General features: G+C 71.7%; 22 protein-coding genes and 2 pseudogenes. 11 read left to right on the forward strand and 13 right to left on the reverse strand.

The window, feature by feature from the left end; all coding sequences use genetic code 11:
* Positions 1 to 71: 71 nt before the first annotated feature.
* Positions 72 to 383: a hypothetical protein gene (locus IM725_RS04260; RefSeq protein WP_407692500.1), complete on the forward strand. Its 312-nt coding sequence runs from the start codon at positions 72 to 74 to the stop codon at positions 381 to 383.
* A 91-nt stretch (positions 384 to 474) separates the two neighbouring features.
* Here IM725_RS04260 and IM725_RS04265 read toward each other — a convergent pair whose 3' ends face one another.
* Genes IM725_RS04265 through hemC form a run of 4 tightly spaced genes read right to left on the reverse strand, consistent with a single transcriptional unit; the run spans position 475 to position 4,491 of the window.
* On the reverse strand, positions 475 to 1,728 hold the full coding sequence (locus IM725_RS04265; protein ID WP_193779336.1) for a heme biosynthesis protein HemY: 1,254 nt from the start codon (positions 1,726 to 1,728) through the stop codon (positions 475 to 477).
* Positions 1,729 to 2,799 (reverse strand): uroporphyrinogen-III C-methyltransferase, encoded by a 1,071-nt coding sequence (locus IM725_RS04270; protein WP_193779337.1) that lies wholly within the window; start codon positions 2,797 to 2,799, stop codon positions 1,729 to 1,731.
* A complete protein-coding gene (locus IM725_RS04275; RefSeq protein ID WP_193779338.1) occupies positions 2,796 to 3,563 on the reverse strand; it encodes a uroporphyrinogen-III synthase in 768 nt (255 codons plus the stop codon). The genes IM725_RS04270 and IM725_RS04275 overlap by 4 nt, the downstream gene beginning before the upstream one ends.
* 16 nt (positions 3,564 to 3,579) lie before the next feature.
* Positions 3,580 to 4,491 (reverse strand): hydroxymethylbilane synthase, encoded by a 912-nt coding sequence (gene hemC, locus IM725_RS04280; protein ID WP_193779339.1) that lies wholly within the window; start codon positions 4,489 to 4,491, stop codon positions 3,580 to 3,582.
* A gap of 81 nt (positions 4,492 to 4,572) precedes the next feature.
* Here hemC and ppc point away from each other — a divergent pair, with 81 nt between their 5' ends.
* Positions 4,573 to 7,389: a phosphoenolpyruvate carboxylase gene (gene ppc / locus IM725_RS04285; RefSeq protein ID WP_193779340.1), complete on the forward strand. Its 2,817-nt coding sequence runs from the start codon at positions 4,573 to 4,575 to the stop codon at positions 7,387 to 7,389.
* A gap of 10 nt (positions 7,390 to 7,399) precedes the next feature.
* Here the strand turns inward: ppc and IM725_RS04290 are convergent, their stop codons facing one another.
* The 5 genes and pseudogenes from IM725_RS04290 to IM725_RS04310 all read right to left on the reverse strand — a co-directional run bounded on the left by IM725_RS04290 (position 7,400) and on the right by IM725_RS04310 (position 11,219).
* Positions 7,400 to 8,623, reverse strand: coding sequence for an AI-2E family transporter (locus IM725_RS04290; RefSeq protein WP_193779341.1), 1,224 nt, complete (start codon positions 8,621 to 8,623; stop codon positions 7,400 to 7,402).
* Between the two features lie 7 nt (positions 8,624 to 8,630).
* Positions 8,631 to 9,059: pseudogene (locus IM725_RS04295) on the reverse strand (LytR/AlgR family response regulator transcription factor); the annotation flags it as partial.
* 7 nt (positions 9,060 to 9,066) lie between these two features.
* A protein-coding gene (locus IM725_RS04300; protein WP_227753571.1) for an IS5 family transposase occupies positions 9,067 to 9,833 on the reverse strand; the annotation gives its coding sequence in 2 pieces (ribosomal slippage) (positions 9,067 to 9,518 and positions 9,518 to 9,833; 768 coding nt in all).
* Between the two features lie 55 nt (positions 9,834 to 9,888).
* Positions 9,889 to 10,191: pseudogene (locus IM725_RS04305) on the reverse strand (LytR/AlgR family response regulator transcription factor); the annotation flags it as partial.
* Entirely contained in the window at positions 10,188 to 11,219 is a 1,032-nt protein-coding gene (locus tag IM725_RS04310; RefSeq protein WP_193779344.1) for a sensor histidine kinase, read from the reverse strand. The pseudogene IM725_RS04305 and the gene IM725_RS04310, both read right to left, overlap by 4 nt.
* 79 nt (positions 11,220 to 11,298) lie before the next feature.
* On the opposite strand from IM725_RS04310, the gene argH reads away from it, so the two are divergent.
* From argH to IM725_RS04335, 5 genes are all read left to right on the forward strand, one after another.
* A complete protein-coding gene (gene argH, locus IM725_RS04315; RefSeq protein WP_193779345.1) occupies positions 11,299 to 12,696 on the forward strand; it encodes an argininosuccinate lyase in 1,398 nt (465 codons plus the stop codon).
* Positions 12,697 to 12,855: 159 nt separating this feature from the next.
* Positions 12,856 to 14,010, forward strand: coding sequence for an alpha-hydroxy acid oxidase (locus tag IM725_RS04320; protein ID WP_193779346.1), 1,155 nt, complete (start codon positions 12,856 to 12,858; stop codon positions 14,008 to 14,010).
* A 115-nt stretch (positions 14,011 to 14,125) separates the two neighbouring features.
* A complete protein-coding gene (locus tag IM725_RS04325; protein WP_193779393.1) occupies positions 14,126 to 15,361 on the forward strand; it encodes a Y-family DNA polymerase in 1,236 nt (411 codons plus the stop codon).
* 55 nt (positions 15,362 to 15,416) lie between these two features.
* A complete protein-coding gene (locus IM725_RS04330; RefSeq protein ID WP_193779347.1) occupies positions 15,417 to 15,686 on the forward strand; it encodes a hypothetical protein in 270 nt (89 codons plus the stop codon).
* Positions 15,687 to 15,736: 50 nt separating this feature from the next.
* On the forward strand, positions 15,737 to 16,573 hold the full coding sequence (locus IM725_RS04335) for an enoyl-CoA hydratase-related protein (protein ID WP_193779348.1): 837 nt from the start codon (positions 15,737 to 15,739) through the stop codon (positions 16,571 to 16,573).
* Between the two features lie 77 nt (positions 16,574 to 16,650).
* Here the strand turns inward: IM725_RS04335 and queF are convergent, their stop codons facing one another.
* From queF to IM725_RS04355, 4 genes are read right to left on the reverse strand one after another with little or no spacing between them, the layout of a single operon-like run.
* On the reverse strand, positions 16,651 to 17,493 hold the full coding sequence (gene queF, locus IM725_RS04340; protein WP_193779349.1) for an NADPH-dependent 7-cyano-7-deazaguanine reductase QueF: 843 nt from the start codon (positions 17,491 to 17,493) through the stop codon (positions 16,651 to 16,653).
* On the reverse strand, positions 17,490 to 18,380 hold the full coding sequence (locus IM725_RS04345; RefSeq protein ID WP_193779350.1) for an alpha/beta fold hydrolase: 891 nt from the start codon (positions 18,378 to 18,380) through the stop codon (positions 17,490 to 17,492). Before IM725_RS04345 ends, queF begins: the two co-directional genes overlap by 4 nt.
* A 7-nt stretch (positions 18,381 to 18,387) precedes the next feature.
* Positions 18,388 to 19,248, reverse strand: coding sequence for a 2OG-Fe(II) oxygenase (locus tag IM725_RS04350; RefSeq protein WP_193779351.1), 861 nt, complete (start codon positions 19,246 to 19,248; stop codon positions 18,388 to 18,390).
* A 25-nt stretch (positions 19,249 to 19,273) separates the two neighbouring features.
* The gene (locus IM725_RS04355) at positions 19,274 to 19,549 is read right to left on the reverse strand and encodes a hypothetical protein (RefSeq protein ID WP_193779352.1); all 276 of its coding nucleotides are present in this window, start codon (positions 19,547 to 19,549) and stop codon (positions 19,274 to 19,276) included.
* Between the two features lie 60 nt (positions 19,550 to 19,609).
* Here IM725_RS04355 and hemA point away from each other — a divergent pair, with 60 nt between their 5' ends.
* From hemA to grxD, 4 genes are all read left to right on the forward strand, one after another.
* A complete protein-coding gene (gene hemA, locus IM725_RS04360; protein ID WP_193779353.1) occupies positions 19,610 to 20,869 on the forward strand; it encodes a glutamyl-tRNA reductase in 1,260 nt (419 codons plus the stop codon).
* Between the two features lie 82 nt (positions 20,870 to 20,951).
* On the forward strand, positions 20,952 to 22,046 hold the full coding sequence (gene prfA, locus IM725_RS04365) for a peptide chain release factor 1 (RefSeq protein ID WP_193779354.1): 1,095 nt from the start codon (positions 20,952 to 20,954) through the stop codon (positions 22,044 to 22,046).
* The gene (gene prmC, locus IM725_RS04370; RefSeq protein WP_193779355.1) at positions 22,043 to 22,867 is read left to right on the forward strand and encodes a peptide chain release factor N(5)-glutamine methyltransferase; all 825 of its coding nucleotides are present in this window, start codon (positions 22,043 to 22,045) and stop codon (positions 22,865 to 22,867) included. The genes prfA and prmC overlap by 4 nt, the downstream gene beginning before the upstream one ends.
* Positions 22,868 to 22,909: 42 nt before the next feature.
* Entirely contained in the window at positions 22,910 to 23,242 is a 333-nt protein-coding gene (gene grxD / locus IM725_RS04375) for a Grx4 family monothiol glutaredoxin (protein ID WP_193779356.1), read from the forward strand.
* The last annotated feature ends 92 nt before the right edge of the window (positions 23,243 to 23,334 follow it).

Below are 23,334 nucleotides of genomic sequence, written 5' to 3' on the forward strand. Positions count from 1 at the left end.
GGCCTGGACCGGAGCGGGCACGGGCGCCGGTGGTTGCGGCTCCCGTGGCTGCGGCTCCCGTGGCGGCGCCCGTGCCCGCTCCGGTCCAGGCCCCGGCGGCCACGGCCTCCGCAGCCCCGCAGGCAGGCAACGGCCTGCCCAAGGTGCGGTCCTTCAGCCTGCCGGTGGACGACCTGGCCCGCGTGGCTGAGTCCTCCGGCCTGCAGTGGGTGAACTCGGACGCCGCCAAGATCGCCGCCGCCCAGGCCGCGATGGCTGCCGAGCCCAAGCCGGTCCACGTGCCGCGCGAGCGGCCGCCGGTGGTCGAGCTTGACGAAGGCCCGCTGGTCCTGGTCGAGACCCGGCGCGACCTGCGCGACATGCAGCTGCCCTTCGAACGCTGATCGGCCGCAGCACCCACGAAAAAGCCCGGGCTCGCCCGGGCTTTTTTCATGGTGGACGCAGCGGGCAGGCCGCCGTGTCCGGCGTGCGCGCCTAGCCGCCGGCGGCGTTCTTCCAGTAGGACGCCGCGGCCTGCGCGTCGCCGCGCTGTTCGGCCAGCTGCGCCAGGGCCGACCAGGCGCTGCGGTGCATGCGCGCGTCCTTGAGCCCCATGGCCGCCTGGCCCAGCAACTGCTGGGCCTTGCCCCAGAGCTGGCGCTTCATGCAGGCCATGCCCGCCAGGTACTGCAGCGTGGCGTCCCGCGGGTCGGCCCGCTGCGCGCTTTCGATGCGCGCCAGCCAGCCGGCGTCCAGCGTGTCCATCACGCCTTCCAGGGCGCGCACCAGCTTCACCTTCTGGCTGTCGCCCAGCGTGGCCTGCTGCTCCCAGGCGGCCAGCAGCCAGCCGCGCGCGAGCTGCGGGTCGCCCCCCAGGGTGGCGAGCCGCTGGGCGCCATGGATGGCGACGTCTGGCATGTCCCGCTCCGCAGGCTCCAGCAGGGACCAGGCCCGCAGCAGCTGCGCCGGGTCATGGGCGCCGTCCAGCAGGTCCATGGCCAGGCCGCGCAGGATGCTCTGCGCCGCGCTGGGCGAGAAGGCCCGGTGCTTGGCGAGCAGGCGCGCCATCTCCAGCGCCTCGGCCACCTGCCGGCCCAGCCGCGCGGCCTTGAGCCGCATGCGCAGCGCCAGGGTGCGCCGGGCCGCGCCGTGCGGCAGCATGCGCAGCCAGCCGATGGCGGCGTCGGGATCGCGTTCGTCCAGCGACCAGCGGGCCGCACGCATCAGCGCGCCCTCGTGCGTTTCCTGGGCATCGCGCGCGCTGCCTTCGGCCAGCGCCTGCTGCAGGTGCTCGTCGCGGGCCGCGTGGTCCTGCAGCGATTGCGAGGCTTCGGCCGCCAGCAGGTGCGCCAGCGTGCGCAGCTGCGCCGCATTGCCCGGGGCATGGCCGCCGGCGTGCAGCGAATGCGCCTGCGCCAGCGCGGTCTCGGCCGACTTGCGCGCCCGCAGGAAGCGGCCGGCGATCAGGTGCGACACGGCATCCAGCATGGCGCCGTGCATGGTGCGCTCCTTCTGCTGGACGCGCCAGCGCAGGGCCTGGCGCGGGATGTCGAACAGCGCGGACAGGGCCGCCAGCGCGAAGTGCACGATGGCGAAGCCCGCCACCAGCAACAGCACCACGAGGTTGACGGACAGGTCCAGCCGCCAGGGCGGCCAGAACAGCGTGACGGTGCCCTGGTTGTTGCCCGCGAACAGCGCGATCGCCACCGCGACGGCGAACAGGGCCAGGAGCCAGAGCGCGGCCCGCACTCAGCGCCCCGCCTGCGCGGTGGTCAGCGCCGCCAGCGTCTCGTCGACGCGGGGGATCTCCACCGACTTGAGCTGGGCCTGCACCTGCTGCGCCAGGGCCAGGGCGGCCTGGGTGCGGCGCGAAGCCGGGTCGAAGTATTTCTGCAGGGCGACGCCTGCGGCGGCCGCGTCCGACCGCGCCGACTCCACCTGCCGCGAAAGCAGCGAGAGCCGCGCGTTCAGCAGCTTCAGCTTCAGGTTCTCGCGCAGGAAGAAGGCCTGGTCGGGCGCCACCAGGGCCGCCTCGGGCGTGTCGATGCGGCTCACGCGCACCAGCGCGCGGGCCTGGTCGGCGATGTCGGCCAGGGCCTTGTCCCACCAGCGGCGCGCAGGCGTGGCGGCGTTGCGTGGCAGCGGTTGCGCATGGGCGGCGGACACCGCGTTGGCCAGCGGCAGCTCATCCACCTGGCGGGCCAGCTCGTCGATGCGGGCCAGCAGGCCGGGCACGTCGGCGACGCTGGCCCCCTTGATGCGGTCGATGTCGCGCTGCACGGCGGCGCGCACGCGCGAGAGGCGGGGCTGGCCGGCACGCTCCAGGCGCTGGTCGGCGGTGCGCAGCGAGGCCAGCAGGGGCTCGGCGCTGCCCGTCAGCTGGGCCTGCTGCTGCGCCAGGCGCAGCCCGGACTCGATGTCGGCGAGCAGGTTCTCGTCGCGCGAGCGGGACATGCTCTGCACCAGCTCCTCGACCTGCGCGCGCTGCAGCGCGACCTCGCCCAGGCGGGTGTCCAGCACGGCCTGGCGGGCGGCGGTGTCACGCGCCAGGTCCTGGGCCTGGCGTGCCAGGGTGCGGGCCTCGACCGCGTTGCTGCCGGCGTCCTGGCTCTGGCGGGCGAGCTGCTCCTGGATGTTGGCGAGCTTCTGCCACAACAGCAGCGCAGCCACCAGCGAGAGCCCGGCCACAACGCTGGTGGCCAGGAAAGCCGCCCGCGAAACACCCGCGGGCGCACCCGCCCCCGGCACCGGGGGTGCCACGTCCACCGCGGCCACCGGCGTTTCCGCCGGCACCGCTCCGCCATCCTGCGCTGCGCTCATCGAATCGATTCTAGGATGGCGGCCACCGCGGGCAGCCCGGGTCGTGACTCGCGCACAACACCGAAGCCGGCGTCGCGCGCGGCCTGGGCGATGCGTGGATGGGTGCACACGCAACGCCCGTGGGCGAAGCTGCCCTCGCCGAGCAGCGTGCGCAGGTGGGCGATGGCCTGCGAGCTGCTGAACACCCAGGCATCCCGCTCCATCCCGTCTCGCAGCTGTTCCCGCCGGCCGCTGGGCAACGCCGGGCAGCCCCGCACGTAGGCGACCACCGTGTCCACGGTCGCCCCCGCAGCCTCCAGCACCTGGGCCAGCCAGTCGCGCCCGCTGCCCTCGCTCGCGCCGGCCTCGGCACCGCGCACCCGCAGCACGCGGTCGCCCGCGCCGACCTGGGCCTGCACCTGCATCCACAGGGCTTCAGAATCGAATTGCGGTGAATCGGATGGCGGCGCGTCCACCTGGACCGCGGGCACCCCGGCCTGCAGCAGGGCCTGGCGGGTCCCCTCGCCCGTCGCCCAGGCGCGCAGCCCGGACGGCCAGCGCGGCGGCTGCGGCGCGGCGTCCATGAAGCCGCGCACCGCATTGCCGCTCACGAACATGACGGCGCGCAGGCCGGCCAGCCCGGCCCAGGCCTGCGCCAGCGGCGCGCCGTCGGCCACCGGCTGGATCTCGATCAGGGGCAGGGCCTGCGCGTCGAAACCCAGCGCCTGCAGCCCCTGCACCCAGCAGGCGGCCTCGGCGGCGGGCCGGGTGACCCAGACGCGCACGGCAGCCCCCGTCCGCTCAGCGCGCGCCGGCGGCGCGCAGCCGCGACGCGACCTCGGCACCCAGGGCCACGGCCTCCCCCAGGTCGGCGATGGTGCCGCCGCCGGCCGCCCGCAGCAGCGGCCCGGGCTGCTCGGCATCGCCCCAGGCGGTCGCCAGGTGCAGCATGCCGCCGTCGAAACGCGCGTGCGCCGCCAGCGGCATGGAACAGCTGCCGCCCATGGCGCGGCTCACTTCGCGCTCGGCGGCGACGGCCAGCCAGGTGGCCTGGTGGGCCAGGGGCGCGAGGGCCGCGGCCACGTCGGCGCGCCCGGCGCGGATCTCGATGCCCAGGGCCCCCTGGCCGGCGGACGGCAGCATGGACTCGGGCTCGAACACCGCGCGGATGCGCTCGGCCAGGCCCAGGCGCTTGAGGCCCGCGGCCGCCAGGACGATCGCGTCGTACTGGCCTTCGTCCAGCTTGCGCAGGCGGGTGTCCAGGTTGCCGCGCAGGGGCTCGATCACCAGGTCGGGGCGCAGCGCCCGCAGCTGCACCACGCGGCGCAGGCTGGAGGTGCCCACGCGGGCGCCCTGGGGCAGGTCCTGCACGGACGCGAAGTGCGGCGAGACGAAGGCGTCGCGCGGGTCCTCGCGCTCCATCACGCAGGCCAGCTCGAAGCCCGGCGGCAGCTCCATGGGCACGTCCTTGAGCGAGTGCACGGCCAGGTCGGCGCGTCCCTCCTCCAGGGCGGTTTCCAGTTCCTTGACGAACAGGCCCTTGCCGCCCACCTTGGAAAGCGCGCGGTCCAGGATCTGGTCGCCGCGGGTGGTCATGCCCAGCAGCTCGACGGCGTGGCCGCGCTGCTCCAGCAGGTCCTTCACATGGTTGGCCTGCCACAGGGCCAGGCGGCTTTCTCGCGTGGCGATCACCAGCTTGCGTGCTGCCGTCATCGGCGTGGGTCTCCGCAGGAGTTCGTAGCGGGCGATGCTAGCATGCAGGCCTCCCAATCCTGCACCCCCGGAAGTGCCCCGATGCCCCCTGGACCTGCCGCGCACGACACCCCTGTTTCCCCCTCGCGCCGCGCCCGCGACAACGAGAAGCCGCTGGTCGAGGACATCCGTCTCCTTGGCCGCATCCTGGGGGACGTGATCCGCGAGCAGGAAGGCGTGGAGGCCTACGACCTGGTGGAGCGCATCCGCAAGCTCTCGGTCGCCTTCCGGCGCGACGCCGACCACGAGGCCGACCGCGCACTCAAGTCGCTGCTCAAGTCGCTCACGGGCCAGCAGACGGTGAGCGTGATCCGGGCCTTCACCTATTTCAGCCACCTGGCCAACCTCGCCGAGGACCGCCACCACATCCGCCGCCGCATCGTGCACGAGCGCGCCGGGGACACGCAGGAGGGCAGCCTGGACGTGGCGCTCTCGCGCCTGCGCTGGGCCGGCATCACGCCGCGCAGCATCTCCCAGGCGCTGGCCCAGGCCTTCGTCTCCCCGGTGCTGACGGCCCACCCGACCGAGGTGCAGCGCAAGAGCATCCTGGACGCCGAGCGCGACATCGCCAACCTGCTGACCGAGCGCGACGACATCAAGGCCCGCGCCCTGCCGCGCGATGCGCTGGCGCCCCGCGAGCTGGCCGAGAACGAGACGCGCATACGCGCCCGGGTGCTGCAGCTGTGGCAGACCCGCCTGCTGCGCTTTTCCAGCCTGAGCGTGGCCGACGAGGTCGACAACGCGCTGTCGTACTACCAGTCCACCTTCCTGCGCGAGATCCCGCGGCTGTATGCCGACCTGGAGGCCCGCCTGGGCCCGCAGCACCCGGTGGCGCCCTTCCTGCGCATGGGCCAGTGGATAGGCGGCGACCGCGACGGCAACCCCAACGTGAGCGCCGAGACCCTGGACTACGCGCTGCGCCGCCAGTGCGAGGTCGCCCTGCGCCACTACCTGACCGAGGTCCACTACCTGGGCGGCGAGCTCTCGCAGTCGGCCATGCTGGTGCAGGTGACGCCCACGATGGCCGCGCTGGCCGACATCTCGCCCGACATGACCGAGCACCGGCTGGACGAGCCCTACCGGCGCGCCCTGGCGGGCATGTACGCGCGCCTGGCCGCCACGCTCAAGCAGCTCACCGGCGGCGACGCGGCCCGGCATGCGGTGCCGCCGCAGAACCCCTACCTGCGCGCGGAGGATTTCCTGGCCGACCTGCGCACCATCCGCGATTCGCTGCTGGCGCACCACGGCCAGGCCCTGGTGCACCAGCGCCTGGCCCCGCTGCTGCGCGCGGTGGAGGTGTTCGGCTTCCACCTGGCCACGGTGGACCTGCGCCAGAGCTCGGACCAGCACGAGCGCGTGGTGGCCGAACTGCTGGCCACGTCCCGGGTGGAACCGGCCTATGCCGCGCTGGACGAGCCCGCCCGCCAGGCCCTGCTGCTGCAGCTGCTGTCGGACGCCCGGCCCCTGCGCGTGATCGGCGCGCGCTACAGCGAGCACACGCGCAAGGAACTGGCCATCTTCGAGACGGCCAAGCGCATGCGCGAGCAGTTCGGGCTGCAGGCGATCCGCCACTACATCATCAGCCACACCGAGGCCGTGAGCGACCTGCTGGAGGTGCTGCTGCTGCAGAAGGAATGCGGGCTGCTGCACGGCACGCTGGACGATGCGGCGGTGGCCGAGCTGATCGTGGTGCCGCTGTTCGAGACCATCGCCGACCTGCGCAATGCCGCGCCCATCATGCGCGAGTTCTACGCCCTGCCCGGCATCGCCCGGCTGGTGCAGCGCTCGGGCGCCGAGCAGGACATCATGCTCGGCTACAGCGACAGCAACAAGGACGGCGGCATCTTCACCAGCAACTGGGAGCTGTACCGGGCCGAGATCGCGCTGGTCGACCTGTTCGACGAACTGGCCAACAGCCACGACATCCAACTGCGCATGTTCCACGGCCGCGGCGGCACCGTGGGCCGCGGCGGCGGCCCCAGCTACCAGGCCATCCTGGCGCAGCCGCCCGGCACGGTGCGCGGGCAGATCCGGCTGACCGAGCAGGGCGAGGTGATCGCCTCCAAGTACGCCAACCCCGAGATCGGCCGCCGCAACCTGGAGACCCTGGTGGCCGCCACGCTGGAGGCCACGCTGCTGCAGCCCACCAAGCCGGCGCCCCGGTCCTTCCTGGCCGCGGCCGAGCAGCTCTCTCAGGCCAGCATGGCCGCCTACCGGGCCCTGGTGTACGAGACGCCCGGCTTCACCGAGTATTTCTTCTCCTCGACCCCGATCCGCGAGATCGCCGAGCTGAACATCGGCTCGCGCCCGGCCTCGCGCAAGGCGACGCAGAAGATCGAGGACCTGCGCGCCATCCCCTGGAGCTTCAGCTGGGGCCAATGCCGCCTCACGCTGCCCGGCTGGTACGGCTTCGGCAGCGCGGTGCAGGCCTTCCTGGCCGAGGACCCCAAGGCCCACCTCGCGCTGCTGCAGAAGATGGTGCGCCAGTGGCCCTTCTTCCGCGCGCTGCTGTCCAACATGGACATGGTGCTGGCCAAGAGCGACCTGGCCCTCGCCTCGCGCTACGCCGAGCTGGTGGCCGATGCGCGGCTGCGCAAGCGCATCTTCGCCATGATCGAGGCCGAGTGGCATCGCACTGTGGACGCGCTGGCGACCATCACGGGCGAGCGCCAGCGCCTGTCGGGCAACAGCGCGCTGCAGCGCTCGATCCGCCACCGCTTCCCCTACATCGACCCGCTGCACCACCTGCAGGTCGAGCTGGTGCGGCGCCACCGCGAAGGCCTGCTGGACGACCGCGCGCGGCGCGGCATCCACATCTCGATCAACGGCATTGCCGCCGGGCTGCGCAACACCGGCTGAGGCGGCGCCTTCAGTCGCCCAGCAGCTCGCCCACCGGCTTGAGGTGGTCGACGCGGTCGCACACGGCCTTGACGATCATCAGGATGGGGATGCCCAGCAGCAGCCCCCAGACGCCCCAGAGCCAGCCCCAGGCCAGCACGCCGATGAACACCGCGACCGGGTTCATGCGGCTGGCCCGGCTGGTGAGCCAGGGCACCAGCAGGTTGCCCACCAGCGCGTGCACGAGCAGCGAGGCGCCGGCCACGTACAGCGCGTGGTCGACCTCGCCGAACTGCACGAAGGCCGCCAGCGCCGCGGCGGCGGTGACCACGCCCGAGCCGATGTAGGGGATCAGGTTCAGCACGCCACCGGCCACACCCCACACACCGGGATGCTTCAGGCCCAGGGCCCAGAACGCCAGTCCCGTCGCCACCCCCACGATCACGCCGGCCACCAGCTGCACCAGCAGGTAGCGCTGGATCTGTTCCGTGATCTCGTCCAGCGCCTGCACGGTGATCTTCTTCTCCGACAGGGTATGGCCCGTCACCTTCACCAGCTTGCGCCGGAAGGTGTCGCCCGAGAGCAGGAGGAAGTAGGCCAGGAAGGTCACCACGGTGGCCTGCCCGGCGAAGCTGGCCAGGCCCAGGGTGCCGGACCAGAGGTGGTCGCGGATGTCGAAGCGCGGCTTTTCCACCACCACGCGCTGCACGTTGCGCGCGGCGCCCGGGTTGGGGCCGGCCTCGGCGGCCGCCTGCTCCAGCTGCGTCGCCGCCTTCTGCACCTTGTCCATGGTGGCGCCCTGGCCACCCCGCTTGTGCAGGGCCTCGCGCAGGCGGCTGGCCACATTGGGCAGCGTGTCCACGAAGGCATTCAGGTCGTCGCTGAACGACCAGGCGGCGGTCCCGGCCCCGCCCAGCAGGCCCAGGATCAGGACGGCGGCGCTGAGCGCGCGCGGCACGCGCCAGCGCTGCAGCGCATCGACGATGGGCCCCAGCGCGTAGCTGAGCATGAAGCCCAGCATCAGGGGAATGAAGAAGGCACTGGCCCAGCGCAGCGTGGCGACCACCATGATCACCATCAGCACGGCCAGCGTGGCGCTGCGCACGCGCAGCGGCATGTGCAGCAGCACGTGGGTCGGGTCGTCCGGGTCGGCCGGCAGCGGCGAGGGCGCGGGCGGAGCCGGGTCGGCGGGCGTTGGCGTGGGTGCGGCGGTGGGTGTGTCGCTGTGTGGTTGCGCGATGTGCTCGTGGTTCATCCGGCCTTTACGGTTGACGCCCCATCGCCTCCTTCACCGCTCCCAATTGCCTGCGCGAGACCGCCAGCACTTCGTCGATGCCGTCCAGCCGCACCGCCCAGCCTTCGCCCTCGTCCGCATCCTCGTGGCGCACCAGCGCGCGGATGGCACGCCGGGCGACCAGCGCGTTGCGGTGGACCCGCAGGAAGAACGCGGTGTGGCGGTCCTCCAGTTCGCTGAGCGATGTATCGAGGATATAGCTTTTCGCCGCCGTGCGGACGGTCACGTACTTGAGCTCGGCCTTGAGGTAGAGCACCTCGGCCAGCGGCACGCGCTCGGTGCGCCCGCGGTCCTGGATGAGCAGCGCGTCCGCCGCCACGGCCTGGGCCGGCGCGCGGCGTGCCACCTTCTGCAGCGCGGCCTGCAGCCGTTCCTGGCGCACCGGCTTGGTCAGGTAGGGCCTGTTAACACAAACTGCGAAGACCATCGGCTACCAGGACGAAGCTGAGGAAGCCAAGGAACATCGCATCGAGTTTCTCGAAGCGAGAGAAGATGCGCCGGAAGCCCTTGAGGCGCCGGAACAAGCGTTCTACTTCATTGCGCCGCTTGTACATCTGGCGGTCGTACTCCCACGGCTCGATGCGGGTCTTCATCGGCGGCACCACCGGGATAAATCCAAGGTCGAGCGCGAGCTGGCGTGTCTCGTTGCCCTCGTACGCTCGGTCCATGAGCAGGTGAATCGGGCGGCTCGTTGCGCCCAGGCTCTCCAGCAGCCGCCTGCCTTCAGGGGCGTCATGAGCCTGCCCGGGCGAAAGGCTGAACGTCACGGCCGTTCGAGCATCCGCGGCAACCATATGAATCTTGGTGTTCCATCCACCCCTGGATTTTCCAATGGCCTGCGGTCCGTTTTTTTTAACGCACCGGTGCCGTCGGGATGTACCTTGATGCTGGTGCTGTCCAGCGAAACCGCCTCGATTCTGATGCGCACCACCTGCTCGCGCTGCAACTGCTCGAACATCTTGTCCAGCACGCCCGCCTTGGTCCAGCGATTCATGCGCGTGTAGATGGTGTGCCAGTTGCCAAAGCGTTTGGGCAAGCCGCGCCACTTGCACCCGTGCTCGGCCACATACAGGATGGCATTGACCACTTGTAGATTGCTCAAGCTGACGTTGCCCCGCTGCGTGGGCAGGCAATGCTCGATGAGGGCAAACTGCTCAGGCGTGATTTCCATGCGCAGCAGTCTCGCGCTTTTCTTCTGACCAGTCTATTAGTGTTAACACGCCCTAGTCCACCGCCTCCAGTTCGAAGGCGGTGACCGCATGGCCCGCATGGGCCGTGACGAAGACCACGGCCGGCCCGCCCGGCTGGCTGCCCAGCAGGCGCGCCAGCGCCAGGCCGTCGGCGCCGGGCATGTGGATGTCCAGCAGCACGGCGTCGAAGCGCGCCTCGCGCAGCCGCGCCTGCGCCTCGGCCACGGTGCCCGCCTCGGCCACCACCTGGGCCGGCGGCGCCTCGCAGCCGGCCACCAGCGTGCGCAGGCGCGAACGTGCCAGCGGCTCGTCGTCCACCACCAGCAGGCGCAGGCTCATGCCGGCACCTCGATGCGCACCTGGTAGACCCCATCCCGCAAGCCGGCCTGGAACTGCGCCTCCACGTCGTGCAGCAGGCGAAGGCGTTCGCGCACGTTGGCCTGGGCCACCCCATGGCCGGCGGCGCCCGGGCCGGCCGGCAGGGTGTTGGTCACCTTGAGCACCACGGTACGGCCGCGCCGCTGCGTGCTGATGCGCACCTGGGCGCCCTCCGGGCTGGGCTCCACGCCGTGCACCACGGCGTTCTCGACCAGCGGCTGCAGCAGCAGCGGCGGCACCCGCGCCTCGCCCGCCTCGGGGTCCAGCGACCATTCCACGGCCAGCCGCGCGCCGAAGCGCACCTGCTCGATGTCCAGGTAGCGGCGGGCGAGCTCCACCTCCTCGGCCAGGGTCGCGGGCCCGCTGCGGTCGGCCAGGGCATGGCGGAACAGGTCGCCCAGGTCCTCCAGGATGGCCTCGGCCCGGGCCGGGTCCTCGCGCACCAGGGCGATCGCGCTGTTCAGGGTGTTGAACAGGAAGTGGGGCCGGATGCGGGCCTGCAGTTCGGCCAGCCGGGCCGCGGTTTCGGCGGGCGCGCGGCCCCGGGCCCGCAGGACGAGCGCCGCCACCAGCGCCGCGGCCAGCAGGGCGCCGGCGCTGGCGCTGGCCAGCCAGGGCGGCGCGCCGACGGGATCGGCCAGGGCCACCATCAGGCAGGCGTACAGGCCGGCCACGGCGCCGAACAGCACCCCGGCCACCTGCTGCCCCAGGGGCGCCAGGCGGGCCAGCGGCTTCTTCAGCAGGCAGCCGGCCACCAGCCAGGCCAGCGTGGCCGGCAGCGCGCCGCCACTGAGCCAGGCCAGGCGCAGCAGCCAGGCCTGGGGAGAGGCGGCCCCGAACAGGGCGCCTACCGCCAGCACCGCCTCGACGAACAGCACCGCGCGCAGGACCACGCCCACGTGGCAGGCGTCGAAGACCAGCGCCCGGGCCGCCGCGGGCGGGCGCGGGGCCGGGTCCTGGAAGGTCGATAAAATTTGGGAATCGTCCATGGTCGGCTGGTTGCCGATTATTGGTGATCCCTGCCGCCAACACTCCCGGGGCGACCCCTCGGTTCCGCCCCGCACCCCGATGAGCCAACTCGACAAGAAATCCCAAGGCTGGTCCGCCCTGTTCTCCGAGCCCATGAGCGAACTGGTCCAGCGCTACACCGCCAGCGTGGACTTCGACCGGCGCATGTGGCGCGCCGACATCGACGGCTCCCTGGCCCATGCCCGCATGCTGGCCCACGTGGGCATCCTGCCTAAGGACGACCTGGCGGCGATCGAGCGCGGCATGGCGCAGATCGCCGCCGAGATCGAATCGGGCGCCTTCGAATGGAAGCTGGCGCTGGAGGACGTGCACCTGAACATCGAGGCGCGCCTGACGCAGCTGGTGGGTGACGCCGGCAAGCGCCTGCACACCGGCCGCAGCCGCAACGACCAGGTCGCCACCGACATCCGGCTCTGGCTGCGCGGCGAGATCGACGCCATCACGGAACTGCTGGTGGGCCTGCAGCGCTCGCTGCTGGACGTGGCCGAGAAGAACGCCGACGTGGTCATGCCCGGCTACACCCACCTGCAGGTCGCGCAGCCGGTCAGCTTCGGCCACCACCTGCTCGCGTACGTGGAGATGTTCTCGCGCGACGCGGCCCGCATGGCCGACGTGCGCCACCGCGTCAACCAGCTGCCGCTGGGCGCCGCCGCGCTGGCGGGCACCAGCTACCCGCTGGACCGTGAGATGGTGGCCCGCAGCCTGGGCATGGAGGGTGTGTGCCAGAACTCGCTGGACGCGGTGAGCGACCGCGACTTCGCGATCGAGTTCACGGCGGCCGCCTCGCTGGCCATGGTGCACATCAGCCGGCTGTCGGAGGAACTGGTGCTGTGGATGAGCCAGAACTTCGGCTACATCGCGCTGCCGGACCGCTTCACCACCGGGTCGTCCATCATGCCGCAGAAGAAGAACCCGGACGTGCCCGAACTCGCACGCGGCAAGGCCGGCCGCGTGGTCGGCCACCTGATGGGCCTGATCACGCTGATGAAGGGGCAGCCCCTGGCCTACAACAAGGACAACCAGGAGGACAAGGAGCCGCTGTTCGACACCGTGGACACGCTCAAGGACACGCTGCGCATCTTCGCCGAGATGATGGCCGGCATCGAGGTGCGGCCGGCGGCCATGGAGGCGGCGGCGCGGCGCGGCTACGCCACCGCCACCGACCTCGCCGACTACCTGGTGAAGAAGGGACTGCCCTTCCGCGACGCGCATGAAACCGTGGCGCACGCGGTCAAGGCCGCGGCCGCGCAGGGCCTGGACCTGTCGGAGCTGCCGCTGGAGACGCTGCGCCAGTTCAACCCCGCGATCCACGAGGACGTGTACGACGTGCTCTCGCTGCACGGCTCGCTGCACGCGCGCGGCACGCTGGGCGGTACCGCGCCGGTGCAGGTGCGCGCGCAGGTGGCGCGCCACCGCGAGCGGCTCGGGCCGGCCTGAGGCCGGGCGCGCCGGCGGGCGTGGGCCCCGGGGCCCGTGGCGGCCCGCGGGACGCCCGCCTTTCACGCGGGGCATGAGCAAATTTCGCCGGCCCCTCAAATTTGCTCAAGCCGCGGCCAGGCCGCTTGGGTAGCATTCCAGCCTCGAGGAGATCAGCCCGTGCCCGTCATCACCACCATCGAGGACCTTCGCGTCCTGGCCCAGAAGCGCGTGCCGCGCATGTTCTACGACTACGCGGACACCGGCTCGTGGACCGGCAGCACCTACCGCGCCAACGAGGCCGATTTCGACAAGATCCTGCTGCGCCAGCGCGTGGCGGTGAACATCGACAACCGCTCCACCCGCAGCAGCATGATCGGCCAGGAGGTCGCCATGCCGGTGGCCATTGCGCCCACCGGGCTGACCGGCATGCAGCACGCCGACGGCGAGATCCTGGCGGCCCGGGCGGCGAAGAAGTTTGGCATCCCCTTCACGCTCTCGACCATGAGCATCTGCTCGATCGAGGACGTCTCGGCGGGCACCGGCGGCCACCCGTTCTGGTTCCAGCTGTACGTGATGCGCGACCGCGACTTCATCGAGCGCCTGATCGAACGCGCCAAGGCGGCCCGCTGCTCGGCGCTGGTCCTCACGCTGGACCTGCAGATCATCGGCCAGCGCCACAAGGACATCAAGAACGGCCTGTCCGCGCCGCCCAAGCCCACGCTGGCGAACATGATCAACCTCATGACCAAGCCGCGCTGGTGCCTGGGCATGGCGGGCACCAAGCGGCGCCAGTTCGGCAACATCGTGGGCCATGTCAAGGGCGTGGCCGACATGAGCTCGCTCTCCGAATGGACGGCCAGCCAGTTCGACCCCCGCCTGACCTGGGACGACGTCGAGTGGGTCAAGAAGCGCTGGGGTGGCAAGCTCATCCTCAAGGGCATCCAGGACGTGGAGGACGCGAAGATCGCGGTGCAGACCGGCGCCGACGCGATCATCGTTTCCAACCATGGCGGCCGCCAGCTCGATGGCGCGCCCTCCTCCATCGCCGCGCTGCCGGACATCGTGGACGCCGTGGGCCACCAGATCGAGGTGCACATGGACGGTGGCGTGCGCTCCGGCCAGCACGTGCTCAAGGCCGTGGCCCTGGGCGCCAAGGGCACCTACATCGGCCGCTCCATGCTCTACGGCCTGGGCGCCATGGGGCAGGAGGGCGTGGAGAAGGTGCTGTCCATCATCCACAAGGAGCTGGACCTGACCATGGCCTTCTGCGGCAAGACGGACATCCGCCAGGTGGACCGCGGCATCCTGCTGCCGGGGCACGACCGGGCCTGAGCGCACGCACGGGCGGGCCGCGGCGCGCAGGCCGCGGGATCGCGAAGTGGCGGAGCCCGCCCCGCCATGGCCGACAATCGGCGCCGTGAACCGACGCCGCATCGCCCACCTGGACATGGACGCGTTCTTCGCTTCCGTGGAACTGCTGCGCTACCCGCAGCTGCGCGGCCTGCCGGTGGTGATCGGCGGTGGCCGCCGCAAGGTCGACGAGATGGTGCGCGAGCGCCATGGCGGGCGGCCCCTGTCGGAGATCCCGGCGGCCGAATTCCCCCTGCTCAAGGACTACGTGGGCCGGGGCGTGATCACGACGGCGACCTACCCGGCGCGCCAGTTCGGCGTCGGCTCGGCCATGGGCATGATGAAGGCGGCCAAGCTGTGCCCGCAGGCCATCGTGCTGCCGGTGGATTTCGAGGAGGTACGGCGCTTCTCGCGCGCCTTCAAGGCCACCATCGCCGAGATCGCGCCGGTGGTGGAGGACCGCGGCGTGGACGAGGTCTACATCGACTTCACGGACGTGCCCGGCGGCCAGCGTGAAGGCGGCCGGGTGCTGGCGCGGCTGATCCAGAAGGCCATCTTCGACCGCACCGGCCTCACCTGCTCCATCGGGGTGGCGCCCAACAAGCTCATCGCCAAGATGGCGAGCGAATTCAACAAGCCCAAGGGCATCTCCATCGTGCACGAGGAGGACCTGCAGACCCTGATCTGGCCGCTCGCGGTGCGCAAGATCAACGGCATTGGCCCCAAGGCGGAGGCCAGGCTGCACGGCCTGGGCCTGAAGACCATCAGCGACATCGCCGCGCGCGAGCGCGACTGGCTGGTGGAGCACTTCGGCCGGGCCTACGGCGCGTGGATGCACGACGCCTCCTGGGGCCGCGACGACCGGCCCGTGGTGACCGAGAGCGAACCGGTGTCCATGAGCCGCGAGACCACCTTCGAGCGCGACCTGCACGCGGTGCGCGACCGGGCCGAGCTGGGGGCCATCTTCACCGACCTGTGCGAGCGCGTCGCCCAGGACCTGCAGCGCAAGGGCTACGTGGGCAAGACCATCGGCATCAAGCTGCGCTACGACGACTTCCGCATCGCCACGCGCGACCAGACCCTGGACACCTTCACCGCCGACGCCAAGACCATACGGCGCGTCGCCGGGCAATGCCTCAAGCGCGTGCCGCTGGAGCGGCGGCTGCGCCTGCTGGGCGTGCGCGTGGGCAAGCTGGCCCGCGCCGGCGAAGAGGCGGCCGCCACCGCGCTGCAGGCCCGGGAGCCCGACCCCGGAGACCGCACCCTGGACCTGTTCGCCGCCGCTGGCAGCCTGCAGGAGCCGCGTCCTACCGGGGACGAACCGGGCGGCTGACAGGCGGGGCGCGTGGCCTCCCCTAGGCTGGGTGCAGCCTTCGGGAGACGCGACCGTGAACCTCGACCAACTGCAACGAATCCGCCGCTGGCACGCGGCGCACCGCAGCAGCCACCCGGTGGAATGCCAGGCCTGGGACGCCATGCTCACGCTGTGGGTGATCGGCTGGGTCGGCTGGGTGCCGGCCTGCATCCTCGGCAGCTTCTGGAGCCTGCCGGTGCTGGTGGCGGCCATGAGCGCGCCCAGCCTCTATGCGGCCTGGCGGCTGAAGGCGCACCGGCTGGGCCGGCTGCGCTGCGACTGGGTTGGCGATTTCCCCCGCTGACCGCGGCCCCGCCCCGGGCTACATTGGCGGTTCCCCACGGAGAACCGACCATGGAATGCTTCGCCCTCTCGCACGACGGCCCCGTCGCCCACCTGGTGTTGTCCCGCCCGGAGGCGATGAACACCATGAACCCCACGTTCTGGCGCGAGCTGGACGAGGTGCTCACGCGCCTGCACCGCGAGGGCCGGGCCCGCGCACTGGTCATCTCGTCGACCGGCAAGCACTTCAGCGCCGGCATGGCGCTGGACACCTTCTCGGGTGAGGGGCCGCTCCTGGACGACCGCAGCGCCGAGGGCCGCTCCGCCGTCTCGGACCAGCTGGCCGACATGCAGGCGACCTTCAGCAAGCTGGAGTCGCTGCGCCTGCCGGTGATCGCGGCGATCCACGGCGGCTGCGTGGGCGGCGCCGTGGACCTGGTCACCGCCTGCTGCGTTCGCTACGCGAGCGCGGACGCCTTCTTCTGCATCCAGGAAATCAACATCGGCCTGGTGGCGGACGTGGGCACCTTGCAGCGCCTGCCCAAACTCATGCCCATGGCCGTGGTCAAGGAGCTGGCCTACACCGGGCGCCGCCTGCCCGCCGCACGCGCGCTGCAGTGGGGGCTGGTGAGCGAGGTCTTCGACACCCAGGCCGCCATGGTGGAGGCGGCCCTGGCCTGCGCGCGCGAGATCGCCGCCAAGCCGCCGGTCGCGATCTGGGGCACCAAGCAGGCCCTGCACTACGCCCGCGACCACGGCGTGGACGACAGCCTGCGGCAGATGGGCTGGCTGCAGGGCCAGGTCTGGAGCAACGCCAACGTCGCCGAAGCCATCACGGCCATGAAGGAGAAGCGCCCGGCCCGCTACGCGGACCTGCCGGCGCTGGGCACCTTCAACGAGCGCGGCTGAGCCCGGGCGCCGCACTGTCCGCTGTGCGGCGCCAGTGAGCCTGACGCCGCAGGGCCCCGCCAGGCGGGCGCTTCGGCCTACTGCCGCGCCGTGCGGATGTTGGGCGGCGCCGCCATGGGGTGGCTGCTGCGGAAGGGGTTGATGTCCAGCCCGCCGCGGCGGGTGTAGCGGGCATAGACCGCCAGCTTCACCGGGCGGCAGCGGGCCATGATGTCGGTGAAGATGCGCTCCACGCACTGCTCGTGGAACTCGTTGTGGTTGCGAAAGCTCACCAGGTACTGCAGCAGGCCGCCCTGCTCGATCTGCGGGCCGCTGTAGCGGATCTGCACGCTGCCCCAGTCGGGCTGGCCGGTGACCAGGCAGTTGCTCTTGAGCAGGTGGCTGACCAGCACCTCCTCCACCGGCTGTTCGTCGAAGGCCGCCTTCAGCAGCTCGGGCGCCGGGGTGTACTGCGTGCACTCGATGTCCAGCCGGTCGAGGTTGAGGCCGTCCAGCTCGTGCACCGGCTCGCGGTCGAACAGCTCGGGCAGCAGCAGCTTCACGCCCACCGAGACCGGCGCCCCGCCGCGCGACAGGGCCTCGCCCACGTCGGCGCGGATCCGCTCGCGCACCGCGTCCGGCCCGGCGAAACGCTCGTTGCTGAAGCTGTTGAGGTAGAGCTTGAAGGACTTGCTCTCGATGATGTTGGGCGTCTCGCAGGGCACCGTGAAATGCGCGATCGCCACCTGCGGCTTGCCCCGCGGCGTGAGCCAGCTCAGCTCGAAGGCGGTCCAGAGGTCGGCGCCGAAGAAGGGCAGGCGGCTGCCGATGCCGATCTCTTCGCGCTTGGGCTGGCGCGGGATGGGGAAGAGCAGGCTGGGGTCGTAGCGGTCGGCGTAGCTGGAGGCCTTGCCGAGCTGGGATTGTTCTGGGCTGTTCATGGGTGGGAGCGCAGGTGCGAAAGCAGGGGCGCCAGCAGCATGTCTACCACACCGGGCGGCAGGTCGTGGCCCATGCCGGCCACGGCCACGAAGCGCGCGCCGGGAATGCGGCGCGCGGTGTCCTCGCCACAGGCCAGCGGCACCAGCGGGTCGTCCTTGCCGTGCACGACCAGGGTGGGCACCGCGATGCGCGGCAGCTCGTCGGCACGGCGGCCGTCGGCCATCACGGCCAGCATCTGGCGCAGCGTCCCGGCCGGCGTGAAGCTGCGCTGGACGGCCCGCTGCACCTGGGCGCGCTGGGCGATGGGGTCGGCCGGGAAGCCGGGGCTGCCGATCGCGCGCAGCAGGCCCAGCGTGTGCCGCACCACGGCCTCCTCGCCGCGGCCCTTCGGCCGCGAGAACAGCGCTCGCAGCGCCGCGGGGCGCGGCCCGGGCAGCTTGCGCGCGCCGCTGGAGCTCATGATGCTGCTGAGGCTGGCGACCCGCTGCGGGGCCGCCAGCGCCAGGCGCTGGGCGATCATGCCGCCCATGCTGACGCCCACCACATGGGCGCGCTGCACCTGCAGCGCGTCCAGCACGCCCAGGGCATCGGCGGCCATGTCGGCCAGGGTGTAGGGCGGACGCAGCGCGAAGCCCAGCCGCTGGCGCAGGGCGGCCAGGGGCAGGTTGGGGGCCCCCAGGCCGTCCAGGCAGGTGGACAGGCCGCAGTCGCGGTTGTCGAAGCAGATCACCCGAAAGCCGTCCGCCGCCAGGGCGTCCAGCAGGGCCGGCGGCCAGGCGATGAGCTGCATGCCCAGGCCCATGACCAGCAGCACCGTGCCGCGCGGCTCGCCCGGCGCCGGGCGGTCCTCCACCTCGAAGGCGATGCCGTTGGCCTGAACCTTCACGCGGGCGTCACTCGAAGCGGCGCTCGCGCAGCCACTTGGTGGCGATCCACTTCTCGCCCGCCAGCACCGGCGCGCCGCCGTGCAGGGTGCGGGTCGAGGGGTGGGGCCGCTCGTAGCTGAAGAAGACCGCGTTGCCGCGCTTGGGCGCGACCTCCAGGCTGACGTCGGGGAAGGTGGTGCCGCCCCCCTTCTCGGGCTCGCCCAGGTACATCACCAGGGTGCCCACCCGCTGGCCGCCCCGGCGCAGGATGGTGGGCGTGCCCGGCTCGTTGGGGTCGAAGTAGTCGTAGTGCGGCTTGTACTCGGCGCCGGGGCGGTACTGCAGCACCTGCAGTCCCTCGCCGTTTTCCACCGGCCAGCGCAGCAGGCGGCCGATGCGGTCCTCGATGCGGCGCACCAGCTCGTTCTCGCCGCGCTGGAAGAACATGCCGTTGCTGGTGCGGTCGGCGTTGACCTCCTCGCCGCCGGTCTGGGTGGACACCGTGAGCGATCGCGACATGCGCGGCTTGGCCAGGGCGATGAGCTGCTCGCATTCGGCCTCGCTCAGCAGCCCGCCGAAGACCACCACCCGGGGCTGCACCATGCACTGCAGCACGCAGACCTGGCGGTCGCCGGCGTCCAGGTACAGGGGCGATTCGTCCAGCTCGGGCTCGGGAACCGGCACCGCGGCCGGCAGGCCCTGGGCCTGGGCCTGCTGCTCCAGGTGGCCCCGCAGCGTGCTTTCCATGGCCTCGACGGCCACGTCCTCGGCCCAGCCGGAGGCGACCATGGACTTGAGGATGGTTTCAGCGGCGAAGCCGGCCTGGGCCTGCTCCACGATCCACTGCCTCAGCTGTGGGGTGATCGGCTGCGTGTTCGATGCGCTCATCGGAAGTCCCGGACAATCATGGCTCTCACCCCTTCCAGCCCCGGCTGGACAACCATTGGCAGCTGGCCACCGCAGCCACCAGGCCGGCATAGCTGGCCATCTTGCCGTCCACGCCGAAATGCAGCAGGCCCGCCGCCAGCGCGGCCAGGCCGGCGGCGGCATTGACCAGGAACTGCCAGCCCAGCCCCAGGCTGCGGGGCCGGCGCAACAGCCAGGGCCCGGCCCAGGCCACCCCCAGCCCCAGCGCTAGCGCAGGAGCGGCAAATGTGGTCAGATGCCAGGCAAGGGTGAGGGCGTCCATTCTTTTTTGCGCTTGACGCAGCGCAACTGCTTGATCCAACGCAAATTTTATAATCGAGCGATGGCAGTCTGGGCCTTGGGCATCAACCACAACACCGCGCCGCTGGACCTGCGCGGCCGGTTCGCGTTCGCCGTCGACCAGATCCAGCCCACGCTGGCCGCCCTGCGCGGCTCGCTGGCGCGCCAGCCCGAGGCGGCCATCCTCTCCACCTGCAACCGCACCGAGATCTATTGCGCCGGCGAGCGCAGCGACCTGGAACCCACGCTGGACTGGCTGGCCCGCTCGGGCGGCGTTTCCCCGCTGGAGCTGCGTTCGCACGCCTACACCCTGGAGGACGCGCAGGCGGCCCGCCACGCCTTTCGGGTGGCGGCCGGGCTGGATTCCATGGTCCTGGGCGAGCCGCAGATCCTGGGCCAGATGAAGGACGCGGTGCGCATGGCCGACCAGGCCGGCGCCCTGGGCACCACCCTGAACCAGCTCTTCCAGCGTTCCTTCCAGGTCGCCAAGGAGGTGCGCAGCTCCACCGAGATCGGGTCGCACTCCATCAGCATGGCCGCCGCGGCCGTCCGCCTGGCCGGCCAGCTCTTCGAGGACCTGGGCCAGATCCGCATCCTCTTCGTGGGCGCCGGCGAGATGATCGAGCTGGCCGCCACCCATTTCGCGGCCCGCAGCCCCAAGAAGATGGCCATCGCCAACCGCACGCTGGAGCGCGGCGAGAGCCTGGCGGCCCGCTTTGGCGCCGAAACCGTGCGTCTGGCCGACCTGCCCAACCGCCTGCACGAGTTCGACGCCGTGGTGAGCTGCACCGCCAGCACCCTGCCCATCATCGGCCTGGGCGCGGTGGAACGCGCGCTCAAGGCCCGCCGCCACCGCCCCATGTTCATGGTCGACCTGGCCGTGCCGCGCGACATCGAGCCCGAGGTCAAGGCCCTGGAAGACATCTACCTGTACACCGTGGACGACCTGGCCGGCGTGGTGCAGCAGGGCCAGGAGAGCCGGCAGGCCGCGGTCGCGCAGGCCGAGGCCATCATCGACGCCGGGGTGCAGAGCTTCCTGCACTGGATGGACCAGCGCCATGCGGTGCCGCTGATCCGCCAGCTGAACGCACAGGCCGACGAGTGGCGGGCCACCGAGCTCGCGCGCGCGCGGCGCATGCTGGCCCGCGGCGACGACGTGGACGCCGTGCTGGAGGCCCTGAGCCGGGGCCTGACCCAGAAGATGCTGCACGGCGCCCTGGCAGAGCTGCACGGCGCCGACGCCGCGACGCGCGATCGCGCCACCGCGGCGGTCCAGCACTTCTTCCTGCGCAAGGAACGCTAGCGCCCGCGCTGGCGCGGCCCCGCCCGGCAACCCACGCCGGGGCGGGCCTGCGTTCCGTCTGCCCTGCCCTTTTTCGCCTCCGATGAAACCCTTCTTCCGCCAGCAGCTCGAGCGCTTCCCGGTCCGTCTGCAGGAACTCGACTTCTACCTGCAGCAGCCCGAGGTGGCCGGCGACATGGAGCGCTACCGCGCGCTCTCCCGCGAGCATGCCGAGGTGAGCGAGGTGGCCGCGCTGTTCGAGCGCTACCGCCAGCAGGCCCAGGAACTGGCGCAGGCGCGCGCCCTGCAGGACGACCCCGAGATGGGCGAGATGGCGCGCGAGGAAGCCGCCGCCCTGGAGGCGGCCCTGCCCCGGCTGGAAGACGAACTGCAGCGCCTGCTGCTGCCGCGCGACCCGGACGACGTGCGCAACGTGTTCCTGGAGATCCGCGCCGGCACCGGCGGCGACGAATCGGCCCTGTTCGCCGGCGACCTGCTGCGCATGTACAGCCGCTACGCCGAGCGGCAGGGCTGGCGCGTCGAGCTGGTCAGCGACAGCCCGGGTGACGTGGGCGGCCACAAGGAGGCCGTGCTGCGCATCCTGGGCGACGGGGCCTACGGCAAGCTGAAGTTCGAGTCCGGCGGCCACCGCGTGCAGCGCGTCCCGGCGACCGAATCCCAGGGACGCATACACACCAGCGCCTGCACCGTCGCCGCCTTGCCCGAGCCCGACGAGGCCCAAGCGGTGCAGATCAACCCCGCCGACCTGCGCATCGACACCTTCCGGGCCTCCGGCGCGGGCGGCCAGCACATCAACAAGACCGATTCGGCCGTGCGCATCACCCACCTGCCCACCGGCATCGTGGCGGAATGCCAGGACGACCGCTCCCAGCACCGCAACAAGGCACGCGCGCTGCAGGTGCTGGCAGCGCGCATCCGCGAGAAGGAGCGCGCAGAGCGTGCCGCCCGGGAAGCCGCCACGCGCAAGGGCCTGATCGGCAGCGGCGACCGCAGCGACCGCATACGCACCTACAACTTCCCCCAGGGCCGGGTCACCGACCACCGCATCAACCTCACGCTCTACAAACTGGGCGCCGTGATGGAGGGCGAGCTCGACGAGCTGGTCGAGGCACTGCTGCTGGCCCGGCGCGCGGAGCAGCTGGAAGAGCTCGAGAACCTGGGAGCGGCCGCCGCATGACGCTGGCCCAGGCCCTGGCTTCGGCGGCGGCGCTCGGCCTCGCGCGGCTGGATGCGCAGCTGTTGCTGCTGCACGCCCTGGGCCGCGGCGGGCATGAGCGGGCCTGGCTGATCGCGCACGACACCGACACGCTGCAGGCGCCGCAGGCCGAGGCTTTCCTGGCCGCCTGCGCACGCCGGGCGGCGGGCGAACCGCTGGCCTACCTCACCGGCGAGAAGGAATTCCACGGCCTGCCGCTCGCGGTGGACGCGCGCGTGCTGGTGCCGCGGCCGGACACGGAGACCCTGGTCGACTGGGCGCTGGAGGCCATGGCCGGCGAGGCGGCGCCCAGCGTCCTCGACCTGGGCACCGGCAGCGGCGCGATCGCGCTGGCCATCGCCCACGCCCGGCCCGACGCGCGCGTGGAAGCGGTGGACGCCAGCGCGGACGCGCTGGCGGTGGCGGCCGCGAACGCGCAGCGCCTGGGCCTGCGCCTGGCGCTGCGACAGGCCGACTGGCTGCAGGGCGCGGGCCGCTTCGGCTTCATCCTGTCCAACCCGCCCTACATCGCCCAGGGCGATCCGCACCTGCCGGACCTGCGCTTCGAGCCCCCGGGCGCGCTGGTCGCCGGCCCCGACGGCCTGGACGACCTGCGCCGCCTGGTGCAGGATGCGCCGGACCACCTGGAGGCGGGCGGCTGGCTGCTGCTGGAGCACGGGCACGACCAGGCCGCGGCCGTGTGCAGCCTGCTGGCGGCGCGCGGGTTCCTGCAGGTGCAGTCGCGCCACGACCTGGCGGGCATCGCGCGGTGTTCGGGCGGGCGCTGGCTTGAAAAGGGATAATCCTGCCCAAGGTGAACGGGGCACGCCCCCAGGAGATTTGACATGAGCGATACCCAGCAACGCATTGACCAACTGGTCAAGGGCAACGACGTCCTTCTTTTCATGAAGGGCAATGCCAGCTTCCCCATGTGCGGCTTTTCCGGCCGTGCGATCCAGATCCTCAAGGCCTGCGGCGTGGACCCCAAGTCCCTCGCCACCGTGAACGTGCTGGAGGACGACGAGATCCGCCAGGGCATCAAGGAATACAGCAACTGGCCCACCATCCCCCAGCTCTACGTCAAGGGCGAGTTCATCGGCGGCTCGGACATCATGATGGAGATGTACCAGAGCGGCGAACTGCAGCAGGTGCTGGGCACCTCGCAAGCGGCCTCCTGAGGCCGGCCCCATCAGCAGCCGGCGGGCCCGGCTGCTGATCCTGTAGTCAGGTGACTACAGCCTGTGTCGCCCGGCACAGGCACTCTTGAGCC

The sequence above is a fragment of the Ramlibacter aquaticus genome, from assembly GCF_015159745.1.
In the GTDB taxonomy this organism is placed as follows: domain Bacteria; phylum Pseudomonadota; class Gammaproteobacteria; order Burkholderiales; family Burkholderiaceae_C; genus Ramlibacter; species Ramlibacter aquaticus.

Bases quoted from the DNA above. Each gene is read 5' to 3' on its own strand.
- IM725_RS04270 (WP_193779337.1), bottom strand. From the start codon at position 2,799: ATGAGCGCAGCGCAGGATGGCGGAGCGGTGCCGGCGGAAACGCCGGTG.
- hemC (WP_193779339.1), bottom strand. From the start codon at position 4,491: ATGACGGCAGCACGCAAGCTGGTGATCGCCACGCGAGAAAGCCGCCTG.
- ppc (WP_193779340.1), top strand. From the start codon at position 4,573: ATGCCCCCTGGACCTGCCGCGCACGACACCCCTGTTTCCCCCTCGCGC.
- IM725_RS04290 (WP_193779341.1), bottom strand. From the start codon at position 8,623: ATGAACCACGAGCACATCGCGCAACCACACAGCGACACACCCACCGCC.
- IM725_RS04310 (WP_193779344.1), bottom strand. From the start codon at position 11,219: ATGGACGATTCCCAAATTTTATCGACCTTCCAGGACCCGGCCCCGCGC.
- argH (WP_193779345.1), top strand. From the start codon at position 11,299: ATGAGCCAACTCGACAAGAAATCCCAAGGCTGGTCCGCCCTGTTCTCC.
- IM725_RS04325 (WP_193779393.1), top strand. From the start codon at position 14,126: ATGGACGCGTTCTTCGCTTCCGTGGAACTGCTGCGCTACCCGCAGCTG.
- IM725_RS04335 (WP_193779348.1), top strand. From the start codon at position 15,737: ATGGAATGCTTCGCCCTCTCGCACGACGGCCCCGTCGCCCACCTGGTG.
- queF (WP_193779349.1), bottom strand. From the start codon at position 17,493: ATGAACAGCCCAGAACAATCCCAGCTCGGCAAGGCCTCCAGCTACGCC.
- IM725_RS04350 (WP_193779351.1), bottom strand. From the start codon at position 19,248: ATGAGCGCATCGAACACGCAGCCGATCACCCCACAGCTGAGGCAGTGG.
- IM725_RS04355 (WP_193779352.1), bottom strand. From the start codon at position 19,549: ATGGACGCCCTCACCCTTGCCTGGCATCTGACCACATTTGCCGCTCCT.
- hemA (WP_193779353.1), top strand. From the start codon at position 19,610: ATGGCAGTCTGGGCCTTGGGCATCAACCACAACACCGCGCCGCTGGAC.
- prfA (WP_193779354.1), top strand. From the start codon at position 20,952: ATGAAACCCTTCTTCCGCCAGCAGCTCGAGCGCTTCCCGGTCCGTCTG.
- prmC (WP_193779355.1), top strand. From the start codon at position 22,043: ATGACGCTGGCCCAGGCCCTGGCTTCGGCGGCGGCGCTCGGCCTCGCG.
- grxD (WP_193779356.1), top strand. From the start codon at position 22,910: ATGAGCGATACCCAGCAACGCATTGACCAACTGGTCAAGGGCAACGAC.